Raw genomic sequence first — 24040 nt, forward strand, 5'->3', positions numbered from 1 at the left:
AGATTTACTCAATTACGGTAGCGTATCGTCCTTATAGGCTACCGAAACAAGAAGATTTACTCAATTACGGTAGCGTAACGCCTTTATAGGCTACTGAATCAAGATCTATTTTCCATTTACGGTAGCCTATCCCCCTTATATACTACCGCATCAAGAGGATTTTCTCCTTTTCAGTAGCATATCAGTGTTATTTACAATACCTGTCTATAATTTCTAACGAAGAATCTTTTTCAATAGACTCAACCCGACCCCATATCCCTCCTTCTATAGGACTTTTCAATTCCCCACTATTCATGATTCCCCGCCATTAGGAAATACTGTAAATACAGTTCATATAATGGAGGACCGGATTATGCCTGAATTGCCAGAGATGGAAACGTATAAAACCTTACTGAGTTCACTGATTATTGGCAAAAAAATTACAGATGTTGCGATACAAAGGGAAAAGTCGATTAATATACCAGTTGATAGTTTTACTACGCAGGTTACCAATCAGACGATAAAAACAATTACAAGACGGGCGAAGCATTTAGTTTTCCAGCTGCAGGATGGTTCGTGTTTACTATTGCACCTGATGCTGGGCGGGTGGATGTTTTTTGGCAAAGAGGAAGACAAACCAGACCGGACGATTCAAGTGAAACTCTCTTTTGGAGAACAGCATCTGTTTTTTATTGGATTGCGCTTAGGCTACTTGCATCTTTTATCACCTGAAATGGTTGACGAGGAGTTTGAAAAATTGGGGCCCGAACCGATTGATCCTCAATTTACAATCGTTGCTTTTCAACAGCTTATGCAAAATCGAAAAGGAGCTATTAAAACGACTTTAATCAATCAAGAAGTGCTGGCGGGGATAGGGAACGGATATTCCGATGAAATTCTTTGGCATGCCGAGATTCTCCCGGATAAAAAGATCAATGACCTTGATAATCAACAAGTAACGCGGCTCTATAACTCGATGCAGTTTATCCTTCAAAGAGGACTCAAACAAGGCGGTTATATGGAAAATCCGCTCTATAAGGGAGATGGTAAAACAGGAGGCTATCAATTCTATGTTCATGCAAGAGAAGGTGAAGAATGTCCGCGCTGCCGTGCTCCCATTGTAATAGAAGAGATTTCATCGCGGAAGACGTATTTTTGCCAAAGCTGTCAGCATTAAAGGCATTGTCTGCGGTAATGGGAAAGCATGAAATCCACACTTATTTGCTAAGGAGGTGTTTGTATGAGATTTGGCTGCCATCTTTCCATCAAAGACGGATTTTTAGGTGCTGCTAAGAAAGCATAAGGGATGCAGGCTGCTGCCTTTCAATATTTCCCCAAAAATCCACGAAGCTTATCGATAAAGGAATTTGATAAAGAAGATGCCGCACGTTGTAAGGTTTTTTGCGAAGAAACGGGGGTTGTATCTGTCAGCCACACACCGTATCCAACGAGCATCACTCCTCATGATGCTGAGTTGCGCAGTCAAGTCGTCCGGTCTCTCCTAAATGATTTGGAAATTGCTGAAGCTTGCGGGTCAATTGGAGTGGTCGTTCACTTTGGCAAACACCTCCCCAAAACTACTTTGCTGGAAAGCTACCAATTAATGATTGAGGTGCTAAACGAGGTACTGGGGGAGTGGGAAGGCGAAGCCAAAGTTTTGCTTGAAAATAGTGCAGGGGTGCCTGGGGCTATCGGGACTACACTAGAGGAGCTTGTCCAAATTCGAAAGCTTTGCAATGAGCCGGAAAAAGTAGGTTTTTGCTTTGATACTTGTCATGCGTTTTCCTGTGGAATATGGAATGGCGACAATTGGACGGAAGTCGCAGAAAAAGCAGTGGAATTAGGATATTTCGAAGAACTTAAGGTTATTCATTTTAACAATTCGAAATACCCATCAGGAGAAGGAAAGGACCGACATGCCCCGATTTTTGGTCCCGGCCACATCAAAGTGACTCAATTTGATCAGATGCTGGAGACCCCAACTCTTAAAAGAATCCCCTTTATACTTGAAACTCCTAAAGAGGAAATACCACATGAAAAAGAGATATCATTGCTTAGGGGGAGATGGGGGTAGAGGATTATCCATTATTTAAGTTTCTCGAACTACCATTAGCTTTTATTAAAATATGATTAATTAAAGTGTGATGCATTTATGGGTAAGTTCTTGAATAAGTGTTCAAAAATAGAGGATTTCCATGAGTTCTTAGAACGATTGGAGTCCTCTTTTGTCATAGGTTTTGTCACATGGTAACAAACATTTTATTGTGTCACAATCCATCTGTCGTAATGATTCTCTTTCTTTCAATATAAAGAGGTATCCAATGCAGAGCGTTTCTCATTATTTGGGTTCATAAAATATTCTGAAAAATGGAAAGTTAAGTCCGCACCCTTGGCCCTATTCATACATATTTTGTAAGGAGGTGAGTGTATGGAAAATAGTGCAAAACATGCAAGCCCTGTTACTAGTTGTGTGACAAAAGTTCATAGTGTTGAAGAGTATCTAAAAGCTGTAGATAATGCTTATAAGAAGCTATGTTCCAAATCGGAAAAATGTGAATTATGGTTTCGGGGGCAAAAACAGTTTAACCAACCATCAAACCGCCCCGAAGATCGATGGGATCTAATCCCTTCCATTGCTCGAAAACCATACAATCCCCTAATGGAAGTTATCTTTATGTCTAAATTCAAATCCTATGCAATTCCTTTTGTGCAGGAATTACCCTCGTTCCCCATACCAAATGGACAGGCTGCTTATTGGCACTGGCTCTTTTTGATGCAGCACTATGGAGTGCCTACCAGGATTATGGATTGGAGTCGTGATGCGCTTACTGGCCTTTTCTTCGCATTGGAAGGCCGGGGTGACAAGGAGAGGGGAAAGGATGCAGCAGTTTGGATTCTTAATCCTGTTCGGCTTAATGAAGCGTTCTCTTTTTATAGTTTTGTTAACCCAGGTTATATCCCAAATGTGGATGAAGACGTTGTTAATCTTTACTTCGGACCAAATGCCGAACTTGGCAATAATAAACCTGCAGCAGTCATCGGTCCATTGAACAATCCTCATATTGTAGCCCAAAAAGGGGTTTTCACCGTATTCCCTCATGAACGTGAGATTACCCCGCTGAATCTTCTCCCAGACGCATCAAACTATCTCCTTGAGATATGTATTGATGGGAATAGCGATAAGGCAATACTAGAGCAACTTGAGCGTTATGGAATCACACACTTTTCACTTTATCCAGATATTACTGAGGTTAGAGGGCAAATTAACCTTGAGATTCGAGAGGAAGGGCAAGTGCCTAGTGAATCCGATAAGAGTAGCAAAAAGCAAGATAAGAAAAACCAATTAATAAACAAAACAAAGGATCAACAACTAAACAAACAGAGCAAACAACTAACCAACAAACAGAGCAAACAACCAACTAACAAACAGCGAACAATAAAGAAAGCAAAAAACAAAATGAAAAATTTCAAAAAAAATAATTCTAAATGAAGCGAAATATGGTGCTATCGATCTTATTAATAAACTAAGCAATTGCTCCTGATAGCTAGAGTCAGAAGGTCATGTTGGAAAGCCGGGTGTAGGCGGCATTATGGAATTGAACTACTCATTCTTGAAGACTAGTTAAGTACATTTTACCGATTAATTGTGAAGCAGTCACTTAATAATTATGTTTCAATAACAAAAACCGCTTCCTATAAAATAGGGAGTGGTATTTTGGTTAAATCTAATAAGTTATTTTTATGTCCCTTTTGTTTTTTTAGATTGGTTTTTTTTCTTAGTTGATTTTGTTAATCCCGGTACATTGACGGGCTTAAAATGAACGGTTGGATTCGAAGTATTGATTTTATCCATTGTTACCACATAGTAATTTGGACACCCGGCATTACTTGTCATGTTTCCTCCACAGCCGGTAATTAAATAGGGTATATTAACTTTTTGGCCTCCGATCTTTTCGTTTATTTTAAATTGGTACGAGGTATGTGAATGATGATTGAAAATTGCCTGAACGTTTGGGCTGATACTTTGAAAAAAGGCATTTGTTTGATCTTCATCAAGGACATAATGGCTACCTGCATTTTTAAATTTGCCAACCCTTAAATCTGCATGAAAATCAATTAAGACAAACTTTGGTGGTTTTGTTTGTAACGTCTTTTTTCTGAGCCAGTTTAAATCTTCTGATCGGAAGTAAGGAGCACCCCCTAAGCTTTTGAAAAAGGTTGGTAGTTGTAAAAGATGAACGTTTGTACCAGGTATTTGAATGTCATTGGTAAGATCACCAATAAATTTTTCGAATAATCCTGATGAAAGACTGCCATTTTTTTTAACAAAATCATGGTTGCCAATTGTAACAAAAATGGGGAGATTCACGTTAGGATGAAACAGGATTCCCTCTGTCACAGATACAAACGCTTTAAAATTATCTTCTTTATTTCCTTCCCCAATTGTATCCCCGCCATGTACAACAAAAGACACGGTATTACTATAGTTATTTACGATATGCTGCAATATTTTTTTATAGTTCTCTCCACTTGAATCTAATAAATATCTTTTTTGTACTTTGTCATAACCTTTTATACTTAAATGACTGTCCCCTAACACAATAAATTTCAATTGATTTTTAGGAATAGACTTTGAATTTAATAGATTGCGCGACTTTCCATTCAATGTCATTATTCTAACCCTCCGAGCAAAATATGGTAATCTTCTCCATATTAAAGGATATTCTGTAGAAATTACTTGTGATTGTACAAGTGGAAGCTTTGTGAAAAAGTTTTTGGGAGAACTTAATTTTTAATCAAATTTTTTGATTTACTTGTATTTTGATTCATTGAAGCGGGATTACATGAATGAAATTTGAAAGGTTAGTCTTGATTAAGAGGTATGTACACAGTCAGTCCTTGTCTACTTTCATATATTATAGTGAAAAAATTTAATTGAAAGGAGGTAATCTATGGCAATTATTAATAAAGGGGATTGTGTTGGAATTGTTTATTGGAACGGCAATAAATGGATCGTTCATGATGGTGTGCTGGTCAGTCCAAAAACGATAAAGTCTGGCAGGAACACAAAAAAAACCATGGTTACGATTCGTCATTATAATGATCCTAAGAAAAAACCCGAAAACCTACATTCAACTCCTTATTTAATTTTAAAAACTTCTGCGGAGCTTCACGAGACAGCCATCAATTGCGCTGCTATAAAAAATCCAAGTATTAAAGCAGGAAAATGCGTCGCCGTTACCTTTAAAACTAATTCTAATACAGATATTAAAAATGGAGTATTGCTCTGCGATATTAATTCTCCTAATACAGCTGGTACCGTTTGGATTAACCATTGGAAGTTTCCGTCAGGTTTTAACACTTCACAAAGCAAACCACCAAAAAAGATGGTAGAAGAATCTAAAAAATATACAAGCGCAAAAGTTAAAGAGGTGAAGATATAGTCAAAACATCGACATGTTTAAAATAAATGGCTTTCCCAGTGAAAATTCATGAGGAGTAGGTGCTTCCTACTCCTTTTTTTGTGCTTGGCAGCGCATTTATTATGTATACGTATTGGCATCAATATGATTAGTTCCTATAAAAAAGTTTTGGGGCATGTCAGATGAAATGTACAAGTTAATGACATCCCCCTTTATTTTAATAAGGACTTTATTAAAATATTATTCCTTTTATTCAATTTCTTTTAAAAGGGTGCCTTACTTTTCTTCAGACATACCCGATTTCTTTTTTTTCTTTCCACATCTGCATTTTTTATTATGCTTTTTTGGGTGCTGACCTTTTACACGTTTTTGGCTGTGTTTATTTTTACGTTTTTTTATGTGCTTTTGTTTCTTTTCTTCTTCTTTTGCCATTTATTCATATCCCCTTAAAAGTTGATACCGTAACATATTCCTAATTTCAAATGATGGATTGGATGTTTGCAATAATTGAATTATGAATTTAATGAACCATTTATTGAGAGTGCTATTAATCTCATAAACAATAATCCGGAGGAGTAAAATATGTTTTTATGTTATACAGGATGTTGCTAATAGCCTATTACAAGATAAATAACATAAAAAATAAGCATGATTTTTTATTTTTATAGTCAAAAACCTAGACCATAATCTTGGATTTAAATAAAGTATAGTATCTTAATGTTTTTAGGAAGGGTTATTATGGTGTTTATATAGGAGGAGAAACTTTGGATTTCATAAATAATGACTTTGATAAACCTAATTCACATTGTGATGAACCTATCTGCGAGTTATTAAAAAGTCTAACTAAACATACTATTTGTGATTTTGGTATTGGAATAGAGGGAACAAAACAAAAATTATTTGTATTAAATAAGGGAACATCTCAACCGATATCCGTTGATGGTACTGATCCAACGGTGTTTACATTAGAAAATTTTGACCCTAAAGACTGTCTGGCAGTATTCAGTTTTAAAAAAGAGGAACTTGATTCTTCTGTTGGAGTAACTAATGTAAAAGGAACTTTGGTCATTGATTGTAACGAAATTGGAGGTCTATTATTTCTAAAGAAACAAGATGACGATGACTTATAATAATTTATGAAACAGCCCTTAGTCTTAATCTATTACTAAGGGCCTTGCTTTAATCTGAAAGGACCTAATTACCCTATGTATGAATATATTGATTTAGGCTTTTGGGAACGAAGAGAAGGAGTGAAGGTATGGTTTACCGCTCGCCTAGACTTTTAATCTCATGTGTCGGAGAGGACACATCACCCTATCACCGTAAAATTCTAAATCTCTTTAAAACAATCAAAGTATTTGGCGGTGAGCTTGGTAATGAAAAATTAGTAGCCAATTTTGTTGGATCAATAAAAAAAGATGTTAAAACAAAGCTTGAAGATATAGGTGTTAATGTACGAATCGTTCAGCCGTTCGATTCAAGATCCCCACATTGTAACAAATTAAGAATGTTAGAAATGGAAGATGACTACGATGTTTTAATTGCTCTCGATTGCGATACTGTCGTAGTCAGAGATTTTACTAGGGAAATCAATCCAAAGTTTTTTCAAGCAAAGCCAGTCAATAACGATCCGCTTTCTATCCGCCAATGGGAAGGTCTCTTTTCCTATTTTAATCTGGACTGTCCAAAGAAGCGTGTTGAGACTACAGGTGTTAAGCAATTAGTGACCATTCCCTATTTCAATAGTGGGGTCTTAGCAATACCAAAAAAATATGTCAGTCAGCTACGTGATGCATGGGGAAAATATGCCAGATTACTTATGGATAATTATCATAAAATGGGGCAAATAGGAAAATATAAATACTTTGCTGATCAGCATGCACTATCACTTGCGTTGGCAGATCAAAAGATCCCGTATAAGGAGTTTCCAGTTGAAATGAATTTTTCGACACCTATCAAAATGAAGCCTAAGTTTTTGCCGCATAAAATGCATCCTTATATCCTTCATTACCACAAATATGTATTAAATAATGGATTATTAATGAAAACAAGATTTAAATATGCCACTCCAAATTCTTATATAGGAAAAGTGAATCGGTTCCTAAGAAGGGAATGAAAAAGCTTGACTCAATTAAATAGAAATTTAATTGTAACAGGGATTCCTCGAGGGGGAACAACCCTTACTGGGGCCTTGATTGATAATTTATCAGATTGTATTTGTTTAAGCGAACCGGACTGGCAGGCAAAATGGTTTTTTGAAAATAGAAACGCAGATGGACTTGCTAAGTTAATAAAAAAAGACTTTCAATTGGTACGAAAAAAGATTCTTCACTCTAAGCCAATAATTGATAAACGTAACAGTGATGGAAGTCCGGTTACCAATTATTTCTCATCCAAGAGGAAAGGGGGAAAAAAGATTAATAAAATGTGCCTTAAACGAAGTATTATTTTTCCAATTGGGAATAAAGATTTCACATTAGGTATGAAGCATAATGCACATTATACAAGTATTCTTCCCCAGCTAGTAAAAATGAAATATTTTTCAATCATAGCGGTTATGAGGCACCCTGTCCCAACGATATTGTCTTGGATGTCCCTCAATTTGCCAATTAGTCGGGGAAAACTCCCAGCGGGAGAAGGTGTTTGGCCTGAGCTTAAGTTGATTACGGAATCAAAAGAGGAGCTATTAAATAGGCAGGTAAGGATCTATGATCTATTTTGCCAAAGATATTTAGAGTTTTCCAAGGATATTCATTTATTTAAATACGAAGATATTGTAGAAGACCCCTCTTTATTTGAAAAACTTACAGGCAAAACATATGAAAAAAAACTGGAAATTAACAATCAAAATCGAAGTAAAATTTATGATTTTAGAAACGAAGAAAAAATACTGGAAGCCATTACACGTTACGCTCCCCATGCTTTAAAATTATATCCCTTAGAAGAATAATAAAAAGAGGTGTATGAATGATCAGCACCAATGAATCAGATAAGCTTTTACTATTTATGCATATTCCCAAAACAGGTGGGCAAACACTTCGTGGGTTTATTAAAAAACAGTATAATTTTAATGAAACATACAGGTGTCCTTTTATGGAAGAAAAGATAGTTGAATTATCTAAGGATTTTAGAAATAGTCTAAAATTTATTTATGGGCATTTTTTATTTGGGACTCATGAGCATTTTCCCAAGAAATTCACCTATATTTCCTTTATGAGAGATCCTGTTGACCGATTTATTTCTGCTTACTACCATATTCTTCGTCATCCAACTAACCGCTTGCATGAAAGAGTCAAAAGTTTGAGCCTGGAAGAATTTATTGATAGTGATGATTTTAATTTACAAACGGAGCCTAATATCCAAACCAGATTTTTTTGCGGCAAAGATCCAATGAGTTTGGAAATTGCCAAAAAAAACATTTCCGAACATTTTTCAGTGGTGGGGATCACAGAATTATTTGGTGAATCCCTTTTTTTCATGAAAAAACTTTTCGGCTGGAATAATATTGATTATGAGAAAAGAAATGTAGGAACCAATCGACCTAAAAAAATGAAAATTTCAAAAGAGCTTATAGCAAAAATAAAGTTAAAAAATCAAATAGATATGGAGTTATATCAATTTGCAAGAAAAAAACTTGAAGAACAGATAAATGCTTTGGACCCACAGACAAAACGTGAGATGGAGATCTTCAAAAAAGATATTGTTTCCAACGATGGTTAAGAAAAAAATAACAAGCCCAAAATACCAGTTTTGAAAATTAGAATCGGTATTTTGGGCTTGTTAGAAATAAATTTTATCTACAGTCTAATTTCCTTACTAGCAATTTTAATTTTTATCTCCTCGAAGGCAGCCTTCTCCCGGCTGTTCTTTTTTGTAAAAAGGATAGCGCGATCCCAAATAACATCAAAAAGCGCTGGACCTACTAAAGTCTGTTTATCGACATATATTCTAAAGATTACAGAAGCGTCCTGATAATTATCCACTCCGAAGGCTGTTCCATTCGGGTTACCAGTGCTATACGGTACAATAATATCCATTCCTTGTTCATCAATTTTCCTCGACATTCTACACACATAATAGAACTTTTCATTTTCGTAGCCTTCAGGGAAAAGTTCGGCCGCAGAGCCTTTGAATTCAGTAGTTGTGTTCGCTACAGCTACACCATTAAAATGCTCAGCCCCATAGAAGCTTGCATTGGAAAAGACGGCTTTACCGGTTTGTTCATGGTTCACACCATAAAGGATCAGAAAGTCATCATCCGATTTCAATTGGAAATAATCTGACTCAATGTAAACTGCATCTCTGTTATCCGCCCAAACATTTACATCATTTAAGATAGCCTCAAACCCCTCCACAATCGCAAGGTCAAAATTCAGGTCAACATGATCAAATTCCTCATTTCCGTATTTGGCAAGAATCTGATTCCTGAGGTAATCCAGTTCATATCTTGCATAAGGAAGAATTTGAAATTCAGTGGTGCCTGGTGTAATAGATAATATTGTCGAAAGGTTTTCCTTTCGGAAAACAAAAAATACCCCAGTTTACTTCATGTAGTAAGATAGAGATACCTGACAGGGAACCTCAACTTACATTCCAACAAGAGGAGATGAAGTAAATGGGGTATTACTTTAATAATATACAAGGAAAGAAAGGTAGTCAATTCAGTTCACAATTAAGAGGAGTCAATTTGGAGAAGGTATTAATCGTTGCGATAGATGCTGCTAAGTACTTTCAAAAGGCGTTGATATGTAATTACTTTGGGGATGTTTTAGAGAAACCTTTTTTCTTTGGATTAGACCAGCTAGGGATTGATTTAATCTGTTCTAAGATAGAAAGATCTCAAAAGGAAATTGAGGCAGAAAGAATATTTGTTGGTGTTGAAGCTACTGGACATTATTATGAGGATATTGTTCGCGAGTTAGGAAAAAGAGGTTATAAAGTAACCATCATTAATGCGGCTACAACTTATGAGGAAAGATCAAGTGCACTAAACTGGAGTAAAACAGATGATCTAGATCTATATGTTATCGCCCATTCACTTATCCAGAACAAAGGAATGGAAAATAAGCTTCCAGAAGGTCTTTATCGTAAACTTATGACTTTGACCCGTGCACGAAGAAACGAGGTACGAAAACGTGCTTTATTAAGAGTACAAATCAGAACACTCATGGATCATATATGGAGGGACTTTCAAGGTTACATAGAAGTGGAAAACAACAAGCCGAAGAAAAAGCTGATATTTAGTGATTTCTGGGGACGATCATCCTTATTCTTTCTTGAATTCTATCCTCATCCTTCGGATGTACTGGAGTTAGGAATCGAAAAACTATCCACAATAATAAAGGAGAACAAATTAAGAGTACGGGCATCTACCATTCACACTCTTTATCAAGTGGCACAAACATCAATTGTCAAAGAGAAAGAGGAAGTTTCTGCGGAGCTTTTAATATTAAGTATGGCGATTCAAGACTTGAAAAGATTGTCTGAGAATATAAAAACGCTAGAAAAAGAAATAGAAACAGCGCTGCTTCAAACTGATGGGCGACTGCTTCTAACCGTGCCTGGGATTGGTGTTATTACAGCGGCTGAATTTTATAGTGAACTAGGTGATATATCAAATTATGAAAACGCTGGACAGCTAATCAAGAAAGCTGGCACAAATCCGATTATTATACAATCTGGAGGAACTAGTGGATTTTATGGCAAGATATCTAAACAAGGAAATAAGAACTTACGATTTATGGTGTATACAGTTGGCAAATGTCTAGCCCAGCATAATAAGGACTTGCGTCCATATTACTTAAAGTTAAAAGAACGTGGGAAGCACGCTAGAAAGGCTTATATAGCTCTTGGGAACAAGTTTATCCGAATTGCCTTTTCAATGTTAACACATAAAAAACCTTTTGAATCAAAGCAGAACGGCTACAGTATATTTGAAGAAATCAAGAAAAAGCTAAATTTCACTAAAATAAATACTTACTTAAATATTGCTTTAGCTGCGTAATGTAAATTAAAAAATGAATCTCTCTTCTGGGACCAAGGGAAAATCGACGTGGTGCCGGAGGCAGTGAGACCTCGAGTGACAGCATGATTTACCTTGTCCTGTAAATGCGAATTGTACGTTAATATTTCCGGTTTGAACTAACCAGGTTGCATCAATGCAGAACTGAAGCAAGGTAGTATTCTCTATTCAGGTCCGAGAAGAGATGATTCATTTATAGTGTTTTCTGTCAGTTGCTTATGGTAATTTTTGTAAAAAAACTACGTAAGTTGTGTTACCTATGCACAAAAATCAAAAATTCTTACTTGACATAGTACGCTGTCTCCTTGATTTTAAGGTTTGGAATGGGCCAAGGGGTTAGACTTGTGTAAGGCGTTTTAGGTGTCACTCGGAACACCTTCATATAGCGGCTCAGATTGTTCAGATATTGATCACCGATAAATTTTTCAGACCAAATGGCGGCCCTCATAAGAAAGGTAAAGGTATCCTTCCCTTTTTCAAGCCCCATGTTTACCAAACCCGCAGGAATATTGTCATCATTCATAATATCTGGGTCAAAGCCTGCTCCTGCCAACGCATCACGCATTTGCTTATTTACTGTTTGATCGGCTGTAGTAATAATAATCGTAGTGCTGTTAAAAGGGTTACCTGCTGCTCCTCCTTGAGTATTCTCCGTCCAAATATTGAAATTATTTAATTGATCGCCAAGGCCTCCAAAAACACCATGATAAAAACCGGTTTTGGCATCTCCTGCAGTTATTTCACCGCTGTAATCCTTTCCAGGTTTATTTTCAACAAATCCAAGGTAGCTCCGAAAACCAAAATAAACAGCCTGCGGAGGTGTTTGCCCAATGATGACAATTGCCTCATCAGGCCGCAGCTTATAAGTAAAGCCAGGTGCTACATAGTTCAGATTAGGAGGATAATTAGTTGGATTATCTGGGTCATATCCGACTGGGGGTTTCTGTCCTTCGGATGGATGCTGATTAGGAGCTGGCGGCAGTAAGACGGGCGAATAGGGAGCGCCAGCATGATTCCCCATAGCATTATCCACAACACCCCCACTGACAAGCTTAAGTATATCGATATACCTTAATTCTCCTTCCTGTACAATAAAACCTCTCTCCTCTAATGTTGAGACAAACTTATTTACATTACCATTAGGATCAACATTCATCATTGGATTTTGATACATCCATTTCATCTCCTTACTAGCTGTGAAAACCTTGATAATAAGAATATGAAAATCAGAAAAAGTGGTGCTAATCTTATTGTTGACTCTAGATATATGCGATGAAATAAATGATAGTACTTCGTTCCTAAATGTCATGACCTTCATATATTAATGAGAGCAAAATAAATTTAAGGAGGTCAGACATTGAAATACTATACCCATTCGTACATGAATACTTACAGAAATCAAAATAGACAGAATACGTATATACTCGATAAACAAATAGGAGATGTAAATGGCGACAAAATATCGGATATTATTTACCTGATAGGTGAAAAGACAGAAAATCCTTTTTATGAAAATATAAAGGTCATAGTCCTGGATGGAATGACAATGCAGTGGTATGTTATTCCCTTGGATCCCAAATACAGTATGGCCTATACTCCATGGCTGATTCTTGGCAGCTTTACTAACGCAAATAGAAAGGAAATGATGGTAAATCTTCCTGTTGGAGGAAGTGGGGGTCTAACCTATTACTATGTCATATCATTTCTGACTAACAATGCAGAATATATACTTGGTCCTGAGCAGTTTATGACCCTTTCGGATACTCTAGGATTTGAAGTGATCTATATGGATCATTATCGAGTACTTGTAAAAAGTGTAAAACTTAATCAATCCTATACATTGGATATAAGCGACAGAAAAGAAGTGTATGAAGGAACCGTTTATGACAAGGACGGCAAGCTCCTCAAACCCCTAGAAGGGTTTGTCATTGATTTACCGCATCTGTATCCGATAAAAATAGACGGAAGTGTGCCATATAAGCTCGAAGCGCAGCATGATATAGCTGGTACATCACATGCGGATCGGCTTGGATCTATCGTTTTATACTGGAAATATACAGGCAATAATCAATCCTGGGTTTTAGACCCTGAGATGTTTTTTGTTATGTTTGGGTAAAATGAAGATTTTTTAAAGGGGGGAAGTTTCATGCCTTGGCAGCAAAAAATAGGGTACTTGTTAGGCCGGCCAGTAGGAATATCGTTCATGGATGGTACAGGAACCTCGGGGGTCTTATGTGATGCATATGGCGGCAGCGTGTACCTCATGGAGTATTTATATCATACACAATTTGCGCTAAAGCATTATAGCTATAACATGATCCAAGATATTCACCCTTTTCCAGGCTGTAATCATTCAGGAGTATATTAATCTAAAAATACTACAGCCTTTGTCCAGAATGAGCCAATGAACCCGTCCCCATGGCTCAATATATTTTTATTGACTTTATACCCAATGGGGTATAATATAACTCTTGTAGCTAAGTTGATTATTTTTATACCAGATCGAGGAGGAATTACTGATGAGTGAAAGGGTAGCGATTATTGCAAGTAATGGTGGGTTATTTGATGCATATAAGGTATTTAATATTGCAACGGCGGCAGCTTCAATGGATCAAGAGGTGGCTATTTTCTTTACCTTTGAAGGATTAAACTTAATTCATAAGGAAGCCAATAAACAACTGCCTATGCCAGAAGGAAAAGAGCATTTTGCAGAGGGTTTTTCAAAGGCAAATGTACCGTCTATTCCTGATATGCTTGCAATGGCAATCGAGTTAGGTGTTAAATTGATTGGCTGTCAAATGACAATGGATGTAATGGGACTTGGAGAGGATGTATTTGTAGAAGGGATTGAAGTTGGCGGTGCGGTAACATTCTTACAGTTTGCTAAGGATGCAGATGTAACCTTAACTTTCTAAACTAATGCACGAGTAACTCAGTCCGGATTTACGTTTCAATCGTCCAACTAGCTTTGTTATTTTATTTTTTAACTTTTTATATACCCCCATATGTATTAATTGTTAACTCGTTAAGTCTATCAAAATAACATGGAATGAATTTGGGAGGATTAAATATGACACAGAAGGTCATCATCGTAGGTGGGGTCGCAGGCGGTGCCACTGCAGCAGCAAAGCTTAGAAGAATAAGTGAAGACGTGGAAATTATTCTTATTGAACGAGGAGAATATATTTCATTTGCGAACTGTGGTTTACCTTATTATATTGGGGAAACCATCACGGATCGAAGCAAATTATTAGTACAAACCGTAGAGGGTATGTCAAAACGATTTAAGATGGATATCCGTAATCAAAGTGAAGTAATCAGCATTGACCCAGAAAGCCAAACGGTGACCATTAAAAATTTGCGAAATGGTGAAGAGTACAACGAAACCTATGACAAATTATTGCTATCACCAGGAGCAAGTCCTATTGTACCTCCAATCCCTGGTCTAAAGGAAAATGAAACATTATTTACGCTAAGAAATATTCCTGATACGGATAAAATCAAAAACTATGTAGATCAACAAAAACCGAAAAAAGCAGTAGTTGTCGGCGGTGGTTTTATCGGGATTGAAATGGCAGAAAACCTAGTTGACCTTGGTATTGAAGTAACGATTATTGAAATGTCTAACCAGGTAATGACGCCAATTGATTATGAAATGGCGAGTATTTTGCACACTCATATCAAAGAAAAAGGTGCTCGGTTAATACTAGAAAATGGTGTACAATCTTTTGCCGATAATGGTAAAAAGGTAATCTTATCTGATGGAATAGAAGTAGAAACAGATATGACCATCCTTTCTATTGGAGTAAAACCTGAAAATGAATTAGCGAAAAGTGCAGGACTTGAATTAGGTGCACGCGGTCATATTATTGTCAATGAATACCTTCAAACCTCTAATGAGAATATTTATGCTGTTGGAGATGCAATCGAAGTAGTGGATTATATCAATGGCAATCAAACGGCGATTCCTCTTGCTGGACCAGCTAATAGACAAGGTCGTATTGCAGCAAAAAATATGATGGGACTAAGTGAAAGATATCAGGGAACACTCGGTACATCTGTGGCAAAAGTATTCGATTTAACGGTAGCTTCAACGGGTAACAATGAAAAAACACTAAAAAGGCTAGGCATTCCGTATGAAGTCCTACATGTACATCCGAGTTCACATGCGGGCTATTATCCAGGAGCTGCGCAAATTTCGTTAAAGCTTATTTTTGACAAAGAAACCGGTAGAATATTTGGCGCACAAGCGGTAGGGGCAGATGGAGCCGACAAACGTATGGATGTCATTGCGACTGCAATCAAGGGTGGATTAACAGTCGAAGATTTAACAAATCTTGAATTATCCTATGCGCCGCCATATTCTTCCGCAAAGGATCCAGTAAACATGGCGGGGTATGTTGCAACAAACCTACTAGAAGGTGAGTTAGAACACATCCAGTGGCATGAAGTAGATAGAATTGTTGCAGAGGGCGGGCTATTAATTGATGTCCGTGAACCAATGGAACGTGAATTTGGTTATATTAAAGGATCTATCAATATCCCATTAGATGATCTTAGAAATAGATTGAATGAAATTCCAAAGGACAAAACGGTTTACGTAAGCTGTCAAGTTGGTTTGAGAGGCTATTTAGCAAGCCGAATTTTGAAAAACAATGGATTCGATGTCAAGAATGTCGACGGAGGCTGGAAAACCTATTCATCTGTCTATGGCAGTAATATTCACGTGGAAGTTGAAACAGCTACAAATGATTTAGGAGAAACTATTATTCTAGCTGATCAAAGTCTAAAAGCAGATGAAGTAATAGATGTAACGGGATTAACCTGTCCAATGCCTATTGTAAAATTAAAAAAGGGCATTGATTCAATCGGGAGTAATCAAGTATTAGAGCTTCATGCTACAGATAGAGGAACTTTAAATGATTTACCAGCTTGGTCAAAAAATGCTGGACACACAATCCTCAAAACAGAACAAGACGGTCCTGTTATTAAATTTTGGATTAAAAAGAAATGAAACCACGGGGACGAACCCGTCCCCGTGGCTCTATTCTTTTCCTTCATATTCCGCAAGAAACTCTTCTAATAGTTCTTTGTCCCACAGAATGGTTCCCCAAATCATTTCAATGAAACCACTGTAAAAGCCTAAGCTGCCATTGTTTTTTGCATCGTCATACAAAGTAGGAATCCATGAGAGTAAATGTTCATCCATAAAGGCGAGCTGATCTTTAATGATGTTTACTTGGCTTTGTGTGTCTTGATTATGCACTTGTTCTGTTAGTATGGTTAAATACAGTAGTTCAAGACCTAAGTGATCTTCAGGCTGTCGTCCACTATGCTTACTTTCTAAGCCTTGTTTATTTAGTAAGTCTTTCATCACAAAGGCAGTCGTTCCAAAGAACAGTTTCTTCCTTGTATTATAAAACGATTCCCATGGTGGTGCTTTCGGTACACCAGGTCCTATAAAAAGCTCTGTGTACTCTACATTTACTTTTTCAATGGAATTTATCATATCTTGTTCATCCCATTGAGACGTACAGTTTATTAATTGCTCAAGACCTGACATGATTTGTTCATTTGCCGCTTCTAAAGGAAATTGACGCCAAAATTGCTCCGTAACAATCTCTTTGTTTTCCACTTGTACAGGCTCTAGCAAATGGTTTGCGAAAAAGCTGTATAATTGTTCTCGGAAGCTCCATACCTCAGCCCAAGTTTTTGTCATCATAACCGCTCCTTTATGGGTTCAGCGTTGCTGTAATAATCGACATGATGGTTAGCCGTTCTTAACCATGGAATAAATTTTTCCTTCTTTATCACTAAATTGATTTTCTTGTGATGATTTTTGCACAAGAATCTTTTTAGCAAGAAAAGTGAATAAAAGAATACCGAATGAAATTAATCCTACAGAAATCATCAGCTCCACTAAAGACGGTGAATAAGTACCAACTGTGGACCAAATATTTTGTTGGTTATAGCCAAGCGTGATTCCTTGACCTTCAGCAATGTTCGGATGAACAAAGGCAGAGAAAAGAAGCCAGATTCGCTTACACAACACGCCAAAGACGATTAATGCGGATGAAAAGACGACTAATCCCATTTTTTCTCGATTTTTCTTAAATAATAGGATCGCTAACGGTACCACAAGACCTAAGATCACTTGTATCCAGAAATAGGGAGCCAATTGGCCGCTAATGAGCACCTCAGCATGATGCATGGCTTCTCCTTGTGGATAGATCATGGTGATCATTTCAGACAGAAGAAGATAGGCATCAACTGCTACGAAAGTTACTAAAAGTCCTGCTAATGTCGTAATGAGCTTTTTCTCTACCACAAAGACTTTAAATGTCGCTAATAGAACCAAAACAATAAGTAGTAGGGCTAGTCCTGAGTCTAACGCGGAGGCGACAAACAGCGGAGCCATGATGGCTGTATGCCAAGCTCCACGAGCAATTTGTAAGCCGAAAATCCATGCCGTTACGGAGTGAACGAGAATGGCAACTGGCAGGGCAACGGATGACATAATTTTCATTGCTTTTTGGTTCGGTTTTTCTCGTGTCATGAGATAGAGATATAACACGTTAATGACTAAGTAAAGGGAAATCACCATCACGTCCCACATCAACGGTGATTTGAAATTGCTGTGTAAAAGTAAATTTAACATACGAAACGGATTTCCTAAGTCCACCATAATAAAACCAGCAGCAACAATGACACAAACGGTTGATAATATGGTTGCTGGTTTTGCAACGACTTTGAACGATGGAATATTAAATACCGTTGCGGAAGAAGAAACAATTAATCCTCCAGCAGATAATCCAACAAAGAACATAAATAGCATAATATAAGTTCCCCAAGAAACGATATTATTCATCCCAGTTACGCCAAGTCCATTTACGAGCTGATAACCGATGGCCGAAAAGCCCATCACCGCGAAAATGCCTAATATGACGGTAGGTAGGTTAAATTTAGTCTTGATTGTCATTGATTACACCTCCTCATTCAAGCCTAAATAATAAACTTTCGGCTTCGTTCCTTTTTCTTTCAGCAGCTGCTCACCGTTTCTTTCGCGAATTAACCTGGACACTTCGCTTTTTGGATCATCTAAATCACCAAAGACTCGTGCTTCAGCTGGACAGCATTCTACACACATTGGATCTAAACCTTCACTTGTTCTCTCTTTACAAAATGTGCATTTTTCAACCACACCTACGTCACGTACAGGAACGACTCCATCTCCATAATTAAAATCTGGATGACGCTCTGCTTCCTCCCAGTTAAAGACACGTACATTATATGGGCATGCGGCCATACAGTAGCGGCAGCCGATACAGCGGCCATAATCAATTTGTACCGATCCGTTTTCATCATAGTACGTTGCACCAACCGGACATGCTTTTTGACAAGGTGCGTTATCACAATGCTGACAGGCAATGGGGATATATTTTCTCTTTACATTAGGGAAAAGCCCTTCTACACTATCTAACCCTTCATCTCCAACACTAACGACACGATTCCAAAGCATTCCTTGTGGAATATTATTTTGCATTTTACATGAAATGGAACATGTATGACATCCCATACATTTTTCTAAATCGATTACCATACCATATCTCATCATGCCACCTCCTAAATCTTCTTCACTTCAACTAACGTATCATTGTACGGAATTACTGGCCCATATCTAAGCTTATATTGACGTTCGTTTAGTTTGTCGTTCGTTACATTTTGAAGGTTTCCTGCCTTCATATGCTCTGTCCACCAGCCTTCATGTAACCGTACTTGTCCTGGGCGTAAATATTCTGTCACTTTACAGTTTGCTTGAAATGAACCACGCTCGTTAAAAATTTCAACAAGATCACCTGTTTTCAGTTTTCTAGACTCTGCATCCTTTGAATTGATTTCTAGCTTTGGACCTGGATTGATTTGGTTAATCCACTTGGCATTTGTAAATTGTGAATGGACACGGTATCGAGTATGAGCCTGACTAAATTGTAAAGGATATTGTTTTGATAATGAGTTGTTTTTATGTGCTTCAGATGGTAGGTCTGAGTTCGGAAATGCTTGATCATACTCAACCATCTTTTCGTGATAGAGTTCTAGTTTTGTAGACGGCGTAGAATACTTTTGATCCATAAAACCACGATACGGCTCATTTGGTACTTTTAAACGCATAATAAAATTGTTCTCTCTCAATGTTTCAATCGTAATTCCAGTTAAACGAGGATCACCAGATGTTAAACGATGTCTTTGTAAGTCTTCTGGAGTTTTAGGTAAATAGCGGTCTAACCCAAATCTCGCAGTAATTTCCTTTTCGATTTGGAAGTCTGATTTACTTTCATGTAATGGATCAATCACTTTTTGTGACATCAATACATGAGAACGATTCACTTGCATGTTGATAATGTCGTATTCACTTTCGAATGCTGTAGAGGCTGGCAATACAATATCAGAATAATTTACACTTGGGTTATGGAAAGGATCTATGGTTACAAGAAAATCTAAACTATTAATCCATTCTTCTGTTTTACTTAAGTTCGCAAAATGCTGCTGCAATGTATTACCTAAGTTAATAACGACCCGTACAGAGTTTTCTTTTATGCGTCTGTCTTGGGTTGTCATCTCGAGTGGTGTTTGAGCAAACTCTGATGGCAGTTCCCAGGAATTGAGTGCTGCAGTCCATGAGCTGCCATGATACAATGCATTTCCAACTGCTCCGCCAACTCGGCCGATGTTTCCTGTTAAAGCACCGAGAATAGCTCCTGCATGACCAGCAACATCTGCATTTCCCCATTTGTCGATTCCGCCGAATCCCCAACCAAGAACAGCAGGCCCTGCTGTTGCATATCGTTTCGTTAACTCGTAAAGCACATCTTCGTCAATTTCTGTCTTTTCAGATGCCCAGCTAAGGGTATAAGACTTTTGGTTTTCTTTCATTGCCGTAAAGACCGTTTTAACTTTCACACCATCTACTGTAAATTCTCCTTCAAGTTGAGGATTTACACCTTCAGCGTTATAAGGCTTTAGGGAATTACTATTTTTATCCCAGACGTAAAACGGATTTTCTACATTTCCTTCTTTGGATTGATCAACTCTTAACAATTGCTTATTATCTTCTCTTACTAAAAATGGTGCAGATGAGTTTTTCGTTAAGTACTCGGCATCATACCAATGATTATCGAGAATTAGCGTAATCATTGCTAGTAGAAGATCACCATCCGTACCTGGTTTAATCGAGATCCATTGATCAGATTTCGATGCCGTTGTAGAATAGTTCGGGTCAATCACAATAATCTTCGCACCAGCATCCTTCGCCGCATAGAAAAACTTCGAATCTGTTAAAGTGGTTTCTAGAATGTTACAGCCGAGGAAAATAATCGTTTTTGAGTTTACCCAATCTGACGTTTCATTTTGCACATAACCGTATGCTTGACCGCCAATACATTCCTCTAATCCGTTGGCAAGGCCAACGTCAATACCCGCTTCACATGCAAATTGTGCACCAAGTAATGTTACTAATTGCTGATACGTGTATTCAATCCCTGATGAGGCACTAAACAAAATAGATTTTCCACCGTATTTTTCAATTGAACTAGACAGCTTTTTATGAATTTCAGTTAAGGCTTCATCCCATGAAATGGCGACAAATTTCCCCTCACCTCGTTTACCTACACGCTTTAAAGGAGTTTTAAGTCGGTCAGGGCTATAAATACGTTCAATTTCACTTATCCCTTTTAAGCAAACCGTTGAGAATCGCGTATCTGTCCAATTATTTGGAACGATTTTAACAAGTTTTCCGTCTCTGACCGTACATTTAAAGGCACATCGACCTCCACAGTTTGTTGTATGGTAAGTGAATCTCGTTACTTCATTGGGAGTGTTTTCAGCTGCTGCTGACTGGAACCACTTTCGTGAAGTGAACATGCCAGATAATCCGAGTGTTGCACTTCCCGCTAGCCCCGTTTTAATAAAGCTTCTTCTTGAGATATTCATAAATGAATCCCTCCCATTTCATATTTTCATCACATATATCTATAGGAACAGTTTAAATTATTGAATGTACTATCATTATAGTTCGTAACCCCACAGTATGAGGAGTGTTGAATCATACACACTTAACCATCTATGTTTGTTAGACATTCACACAACCTTTTTCCCTTTTTATATAAATATGTCGATTTTATAAACAGCCATAGAATAAAAAAACTAGCTTGCGCAATGAAGCGAATGCTAGTTTTCTGCATGGTACACATACCTAATCAACTAGAGCGAGACGCTTGTCGATTAGTGATAAAGTAGATTAATTTTCCTCATAAAGGATGCGATAGTGGTATTTATAATTTTTCAACATTCACAAAGGTGTCATAAATTGCATAGTTTTGAAAAGCTGATTCTTGATTGCTCGTGTCTTCTTGCTTTGCAGTTATCAGATCGTTAATGGTAACATCTGAATCTGGATACCACCCTTGATACACCATGACAATATCTTTTGGAACTTGTTTGCTGCATACTGCTTTCATCTCAATACATGCTTGATCATTGTACATCTTAACAATATCCCCGTTTGTTATGCCGATATCTGTGGCTGCTTGTGGATGGATGACCACAAATGCTTCTTTCTCATCATGAAGATTTAAAAAGTGAAATTGAGAGTTAAATGCATATGGATGATGAGGAGTGATGAACCAAAAAGGATATTCTTTTGGCGGTAAATTCCCCATCATAGGGTTAACATCTTTATTTTGTTTCACTCTATTAGAGTATTGCTGCTGCACTCTATTATTAGAAATAGCCCCTGTCATGCTTCTTTCTTTTAAATCTGATATGTTTCTAACCGAATAACAGTTAAATACTTGATCATTAAATTGTGCATTTAAATATTCCTCTTCGGAAGAATAAATAGGAAAAGTACAAAGTGATGGCACATGCTGATTCAGCCTTTTTGCTAATTCTGTCATCATCCACCACTCACTTCTACTATCATAATAAGGAGATAGGGCATGTTCGTTTAATGCAATTTCTTTATGCCACCAGCTTATGATAATATCCATTTCCTCAAAATGGGTGGTTGTTGGCAGAATGAGATTGGACATTTGTGCTGTTGGTGTCATGAACTGATCCACCGTTACAACGAATGGAATATCCATCAGAAACTCCTTAATCGCTGTCGAATTAGGTTCTTGAATTAATGGGTTTGCACATGAAACCCATAACATTTTAATAGGAAGATCTCCAATATGATCCCTATTATTGATATCGAGGATTCGGTTTTTTCCTAAGACACGTTCAGAGGTTTGATTATTAAACATCATCGTGTCGCTGCCATCTCTTAAGTAAATTGCCCCGCCCATTTTGCCGATATCCCCGTGAACGGCAGCAAGTCGTTCAATCGAATGAATCGTATGTTCAAAATTAGAATGTTTTTGCAGACCTGAACCAATGACATACGCAATCGTATCGGCCTCCGTCATCCACGTCAGCAAAAGGTTGATTGCTTCTTTGGATACATCACAAGTCATTAAATAGTCATCTACATCTATTTCATTTATGTTTTTTATTAATCGATTCATCTCAATAGGATCGATATCGAAAAAACTACTATCCATTGCATTATTTTCAATCAGCTGTTGGATTAATAAAGTTGCCAACGTTCCATCTGTACTAGGCCGTAATTGGATATATAAATCGGCTAACTCAGCACTTTGTGTATACAGGGGGTCAATAACTACTATTTTTGCCCCTTTTACTTTTGCTTCTATTAAATGAGGGATGAGATGAATATTGGTTGCAGCTGGATTAGCTCCCCAGATGATAATCAGTGAGGCCTCTTTGATGTCAGAAGGATTAGGCCTGTTCTTCACAACCTTATCCGGTTCAACAGCATGTAAACTTGAAAGTAAGGATGAGGTGCCAAGCATTCTTGTTGTTTTCCCTATATGGGAAAAAAATTCATCTGTTACATAATGATGCACGCCAATATTTCCAGAACCCTTAAACAAGGCGAAGGGGAGAAGGCTGCCAAATTGATGATGAATCTTCAATACTTCACTTATTATGAGTTGAAAAGCCTTTTCCCAAGAAATTTGAATAAATTTCCCTGATCCTTTTACTTTTTGGTAGTAAGGATATTTTAAGCGATCTCTATGGTTATTTTTTTCTGCATAGGAAAACCCTTTTGCGCAAAGCTTACCCTTTGTATAGGGGTGACTGATATCTCCAGCAATATGATGAATGGAATCCTTTTCTATATGGGAAATAATCGTGCATGAACTTGGACAATTTCTAGGACAGACATTCCTGAATTTCCTAGCTGCATGTTGTGTCATACAATTTCTCCTCTTCACAGTAGTTAGAGTACATTCTAGCAGAATACCATTTGTTGCGTATTGCTTAATGTCACTCTTTACTAATGGTAACTAATGGGATAGCCCTGCTCCTGCATGTGCTAGATGTCACTGTGACTGGTCAAAAAAAATGTAACACTATAAGTAAGAAGTTCATAAGATTGAAATCTTCGGACAGCTTTCATTGAATGTAAGCAAAAGCAGTCCGAACCTGTGTCGACTTCGGACAGTTTTCATTGAATATAAGCTAGAACAATCCGAACTTCGGCGGACTTCGG

Annotated in this window: 22 protein-coding genes; 13 read left to right on the plus strand and 9 right to left on the minus strand. The window is 37.4% G+C overall.

The window, feature by feature from the left end; translation table 11 throughout:
• Positions 1-352: 352 nt before the first annotated feature.
• The 3 genes from ACHUFV_RS16230 (at position 353) to ACHUFV_RS16240 (ending at position 3469) form a co-directional block, all read left to right on the plus strand.
• Positions 353-1156 carry an Fpg/Nei family DNA glycosylase gene (locus tag ACHUFV_RS16230; protein ID WP_394235915.1) on the plus strand — a complete coding sequence of 268 codons (804 nt, stop codon included), beginning with the start codon at positions 353-355 and terminating at the stop codon, positions 1154-1156.
• Positions 1157-1285: 129 nt separating this feature from the next.
• Entirely contained in the window at positions 1286-2053 is a 768-nt protein-coding gene (locus ACHUFV_RS16235) for a deoxyribonuclease IV (RefSeq protein ID WP_394235916.1), read from the plus strand.
• A gap of 354 nt (positions 2054-2407) precedes the next feature.
• Positions 2408-3469 (plus strand): FRG domain-containing protein, encoded by a 1062-nt coding sequence (locus ACHUFV_RS16240; RefSeq protein ID WP_394235918.1) that lies wholly within the window; start codon positions 2408-2410, stop codon positions 3467-3469.
• Between the two features lie 249 nt (positions 3470-3718).
• Here the strand turns inward: ACHUFV_RS16240 and ACHUFV_RS16245 are convergent, their stop codons facing one another.
• Positions 3719-4651, minus strand: coding sequence for a metallophosphoesterase family protein (locus ACHUFV_RS16245; protein ID WP_394235920.1), 933 nt, complete (start codon positions 4649-4651; stop codon positions 3719-3721).
• 280 nt (positions 4652-4931) lie between these two features.
• Here ACHUFV_RS16245 and ACHUFV_RS16250 point away from each other — a divergent pair, with 280 nt between their 5' ends.
• Positions 4932-5423, plus strand: coding sequence for a hypothetical protein (locus ACHUFV_RS16250; RefSeq protein WP_394235922.1), 492 nt, complete (start codon positions 4932-4934; stop codon positions 5421-5423).
• A gap of 255 nt (positions 5424-5678) precedes the next feature.
• Here the strand turns inward: ACHUFV_RS16250 and ACHUFV_RS16255 are convergent, their stop codons facing one another.
• Positions 5679-5834, minus strand: a complete 156-nt coding sequence (locus tag ACHUFV_RS16255) for a hypothetical protein (protein WP_394235923.1) — start codon at positions 5832-5834, stop codon at positions 5679-5681.
• A 332-nt stretch (positions 5835-6166) separates the two neighbouring features.
• Here ACHUFV_RS16255 and ACHUFV_RS16260 point away from each other — a divergent pair, with 332 nt between their 5' ends.
• The 4 genes from ACHUFV_RS16260 to ACHUFV_RS16275 all read left to right on the plus strand — a co-directional run bounded on the left by ACHUFV_RS16260 (position 6167) and on the right by ACHUFV_RS16275 (position 9122).
• Positions 6167-6532, plus strand: coding sequence for a hypothetical protein (locus ACHUFV_RS16260; RefSeq protein ID WP_394235925.1), 366 nt, complete (start codon positions 6167-6169; stop codon positions 6530-6532).
• A 128-nt stretch (positions 6533-6660) separates the two neighbouring features.
• Complete coding sequence (locus ACHUFV_RS16265; RefSeq protein ID WP_394235927.1) at positions 6661-7518, plus strand: hypothetical protein; 858 nt, start codon at positions 6661-6663, stop codon at positions 7516-7518.
• A 75-nt stretch (positions 7519-7593) separates the two neighbouring features.
• The gene (locus tag ACHUFV_RS16270; RefSeq protein WP_394235929.1) at positions 7594-8352 is read left to right on the plus strand and encodes a hypothetical protein; all 759 of its coding nucleotides are present in this window, start codon (positions 7594-7596) and stop codon (positions 8350-8352) included.
• Between the two features lie 17 nt (positions 8353-8369).
• Entirely contained in the window at positions 8370-9122 is a 753-nt protein-coding gene (locus ACHUFV_RS16275) for a sulfotransferase family 2 domain-containing protein (protein ID WP_394235935.1), read from the plus strand.
• Positions 9123-9199: 77 nt separating this feature from the next.
• Here the strand turns inward: ACHUFV_RS16275 and ACHUFV_RS16280 are convergent, their stop codons facing one another.
• On the minus strand, positions 9200-9757 hold the full coding sequence (locus tag ACHUFV_RS16280) for a hypothetical protein (protein ID WP_394235937.1): 558 nt from the start codon (positions 9755-9757) through the stop codon (positions 9200-9202).
• A 260-nt stretch (positions 9758-10017) separates the two neighbouring features.
• On the opposite strand from ACHUFV_RS16280, the gene ACHUFV_RS16285 reads away from it, so the two are divergent.
• Positions 10018-11406 carry an IS110 family RNA-guided transposase gene (locus ACHUFV_RS16285; RefSeq protein WP_394235939.1) on the plus strand — a complete coding sequence of 463 codons (1389 nt, stop codon included), beginning with the start codon at positions 10018-10020 and terminating at the stop codon, positions 11404-11406.
• Between the two features lie 298 nt (positions 11407-11704).
• On the opposite strand, the gene ACHUFV_RS16290 is transcribed toward ACHUFV_RS16285, so the two are convergent.
• A complete protein-coding gene (locus ACHUFV_RS16290) occupies positions 11705-12598 on the minus strand; it encodes a DUF3824 domain-containing protein (RefSeq protein WP_394235941.1) in 894 nt (297 codons plus the stop codon).
• Positions 12599-12805: 207 nt separating this feature from the next.
• Between ACHUFV_RS16290 and ACHUFV_RS16295 the strand changes: the two genes are divergently transcribed.
• The 4 genes from ACHUFV_RS16295 to ACHUFV_RS16310 all read left to right on the plus strand — a co-directional run bounded on the left by ACHUFV_RS16295 (position 12806) and on the right by ACHUFV_RS16310 (position 16438).
• On the plus strand, positions 12806-13540 hold the full coding sequence (locus ACHUFV_RS16295) for a hypothetical protein (RefSeq protein ID WP_394235943.1): 735 nt from the start codon (positions 12806-12808) through the stop codon (positions 13538-13540).
• Positions 13541-13570: 30 nt separating this feature from the next.
• Entirely contained in the window at positions 13571-13792 is a 222-nt protein-coding gene (locus ACHUFV_RS16300; protein WP_394235945.1) for a hypothetical protein, read from the plus strand.
• Positions 13793-13943: 151 nt separating this feature from the next.
• Positions 13944-14339: a DsrE/DsrF/DrsH-like family protein gene (locus tag ACHUFV_RS16305; RefSeq protein ID WP_394235947.1), complete on the plus strand. Its 396-nt coding sequence runs from the start codon at positions 13944-13946 to the stop codon at positions 14337-14339.
• A 155-nt stretch (positions 14340-14494) separates the two neighbouring features.
• A complete protein-coding gene (locus ACHUFV_RS16310) occupies positions 14495-16438 on the plus strand; it encodes a CoA-disulfide reductase (RefSeq protein WP_394235949.1) in 1944 nt (647 codons plus the stop codon).
• Between the two features lie 30 nt (positions 16439-16468).
• On the opposite strand, the gene ACHUFV_RS16315 is transcribed toward ACHUFV_RS16310, so the two are convergent.
• From ACHUFV_RS16315 to ACHUFV_RS16335, 5 genes are all read right to left on the minus strand, one after another.
• Positions 16469-17143 (minus strand): TorD/DmsD family molecular chaperone, encoded by a 675-nt coding sequence (locus ACHUFV_RS16315; protein ID WP_394235951.1) that lies wholly within the window; start codon positions 17141-17143, stop codon positions 16469-16471.
• Positions 17144-17194: 51 nt separating this feature from the next.
• A complete protein-coding gene (gene nrfD / locus ACHUFV_RS16320; RefSeq protein WP_394235953.1) occupies positions 17195-18403 on the minus strand; it encodes an NrfD/PsrC family molybdoenzyme membrane anchor subunit in 1209 nt (402 codons plus the stop codon).
• Between the two features lie 3 nt (positions 18404-18406).
• On the minus strand, positions 18407-19036 hold the full coding sequence (gene dsrO / locus ACHUFV_RS16325; RefSeq protein WP_394235954.1) for a sulfate reduction electron transfer complex DsrMKJOP subunit DsrO: 630 nt from the start codon (positions 19034-19036) through the stop codon (positions 18407-18409).
• Positions 19037-19047: 11 nt separating this feature from the next.
• The gene (locus ACHUFV_RS16330; RefSeq protein ID WP_394235956.1) at positions 19048-21411 is read right to left on the minus strand and encodes a molybdopterin-dependent oxidoreductase; all 2364 of its coding nucleotides are present in this window, start codon (positions 21409-21411) and stop codon (positions 19048-19050) included.
• A gap of 341 nt (positions 21412-21752) precedes the next feature.
• Complete coding sequence (locus ACHUFV_RS16335) at positions 21753-23744, minus strand: molybdopterin-dependent oxidoreductase (protein WP_394235958.1); 1992 nt, start codon at positions 23742-23744, stop codon at positions 21753-21755.
• Positions 23745-24040: the final 296 nt, after the last annotated feature.

It is taken from the genome of Niallia oryzisoli (assembly GCF_043641075.1).
Classification (GTDB): Bacteria; Bacillota; Bacilli; order Bacillales; family Cytobacillaceae; genus Bacillus_BD; species Bacillus_BD oryzisoli_A.

What these genes read in the sequence shown, in the direction of transcription:
- ACHUFV_RS16230 (WP_394235915.1), top strand. Translation starts at nt 353, where the DNA reads ATGCCTGAATTGCCAGAGATGGAAACGTATAAAACCTTACTGAGTTCA.
- ACHUFV_RS16235 (WP_394235916.1), top strand. Translation starts at nt 1,286, where the DNA reads ATGCAGGCTGCTGCCTTTCAATATTTCCCCAAAAATCCACGAAGCTTA.
- ACHUFV_RS16240 (WP_394235918.1), top strand. Translation starts at nt 2,408, where the DNA reads ATGGAAAATAGTGCAAAACATGCAAGCCCTGTTACTAGTTGTGTGACA.
- ACHUFV_RS16245 (WP_394235920.1), bottom strand. Translation starts at nt 4,651, where the DNA reads ATGACATTGAATGGAAAGTCGCGCAATCTATTAAATTCAAAGTCTATT.
- ACHUFV_RS16250 (WP_394235922.1), top strand. Translation starts at nt 4,932, where the DNA reads ATGGCAATTATTAATAAAGGGGATTGTGTTGGAATTGTTTATTGGAAC.
- ACHUFV_RS16255 (WP_394235923.1), bottom strand. Translation starts at nt 5,834, where the DNA reads ATGGCAAAAGAAGAAGAAAAGAAACAAAAGCACATAAAAAAACGTAAA.
- ACHUFV_RS16265 (WP_394235927.1), top strand. Translation starts at nt 6,661, where the DNA reads ATGGTTTACCGCTCGCCTAGACTTTTAATCTCATGTGTCGGAGAGGAC.
- ACHUFV_RS16275 (WP_394235935.1), top strand. Translation starts at nt 8,370, where the DNA reads ATGATCAGCACCAATGAATCAGATAAGCTTTTACTATTTATGCATATT.
- ACHUFV_RS16285 (WP_394235939.1), top strand. Translation starts at nt 10,018, where the DNA reads ATGGGGTATTACTTTAATAATATACAAGGAAAGAAAGGTAGTCAATTC.
- ACHUFV_RS16290 (WP_394235941.1), bottom strand. Translation starts at nt 12,598, where the DNA reads ATGTATCAAAATCCAATGATGAATGTTGATCCTAATGGTAATGTAAAT.
- ACHUFV_RS16295 (WP_394235943.1), top strand. Translation starts at nt 12,806, where the DNA reads ATGAATACTTACAGAAATCAAAATAGACAGAATACGTATATACTCGAT.
- ACHUFV_RS16300 (WP_394235945.1), top strand. Translation starts at nt 13,571, where the DNA reads ATGCCTTGGCAGCAAAAAATAGGGTACTTGTTAGGCCGGCCAGTAGGA.
- ACHUFV_RS16305 (WP_394235947.1), top strand. Translation starts at nt 13,944, where the DNA reads ATGAGTGAAAGGGTAGCGATTATTGCAAGTAATGGTGGGTTATTTGAT.
- ACHUFV_RS16310 (WP_394235949.1), top strand. Translation starts at nt 14,495, where the DNA reads ATGACACAGAAGGTCATCATCGTAGGTGGGGTCGCAGGCGGTGCCACT.
- ACHUFV_RS16315 (WP_394235951.1), bottom strand. Translation starts at nt 17,143, where the DNA reads ATGACAAAAACTTGGGCTGAGGTATGGAGCTTCCGAGAACAATTATAC.
- nrfD (WP_394235953.1), bottom strand. Translation starts at nt 18,403, where the DNA reads ATGACAATCAAGACTAAATTTAACCTACCTACCGTCATATTAGGCATT.
- dsrO (WP_394235954.1), bottom strand. Translation starts at nt 19,036, where the DNA reads ATGAGATATGGTATGGTAATCGATTTAGAAAAATGTATGGGATGTCAT.
- ACHUFV_RS16330 (WP_394235956.1), bottom strand. Translation starts at nt 21,411, where the DNA reads ATGAATATCTCAAGAAGAAGCTTTATTAAAACGGGGCTAGCGGGAAGT.
- ACHUFV_RS16335 (WP_394235958.1), bottom strand. Translation starts at nt 23,744, where the DNA reads ATGACACAACATGCAGCTAGGAAATTCAGGAATGTCTGTCCTAGAAAT.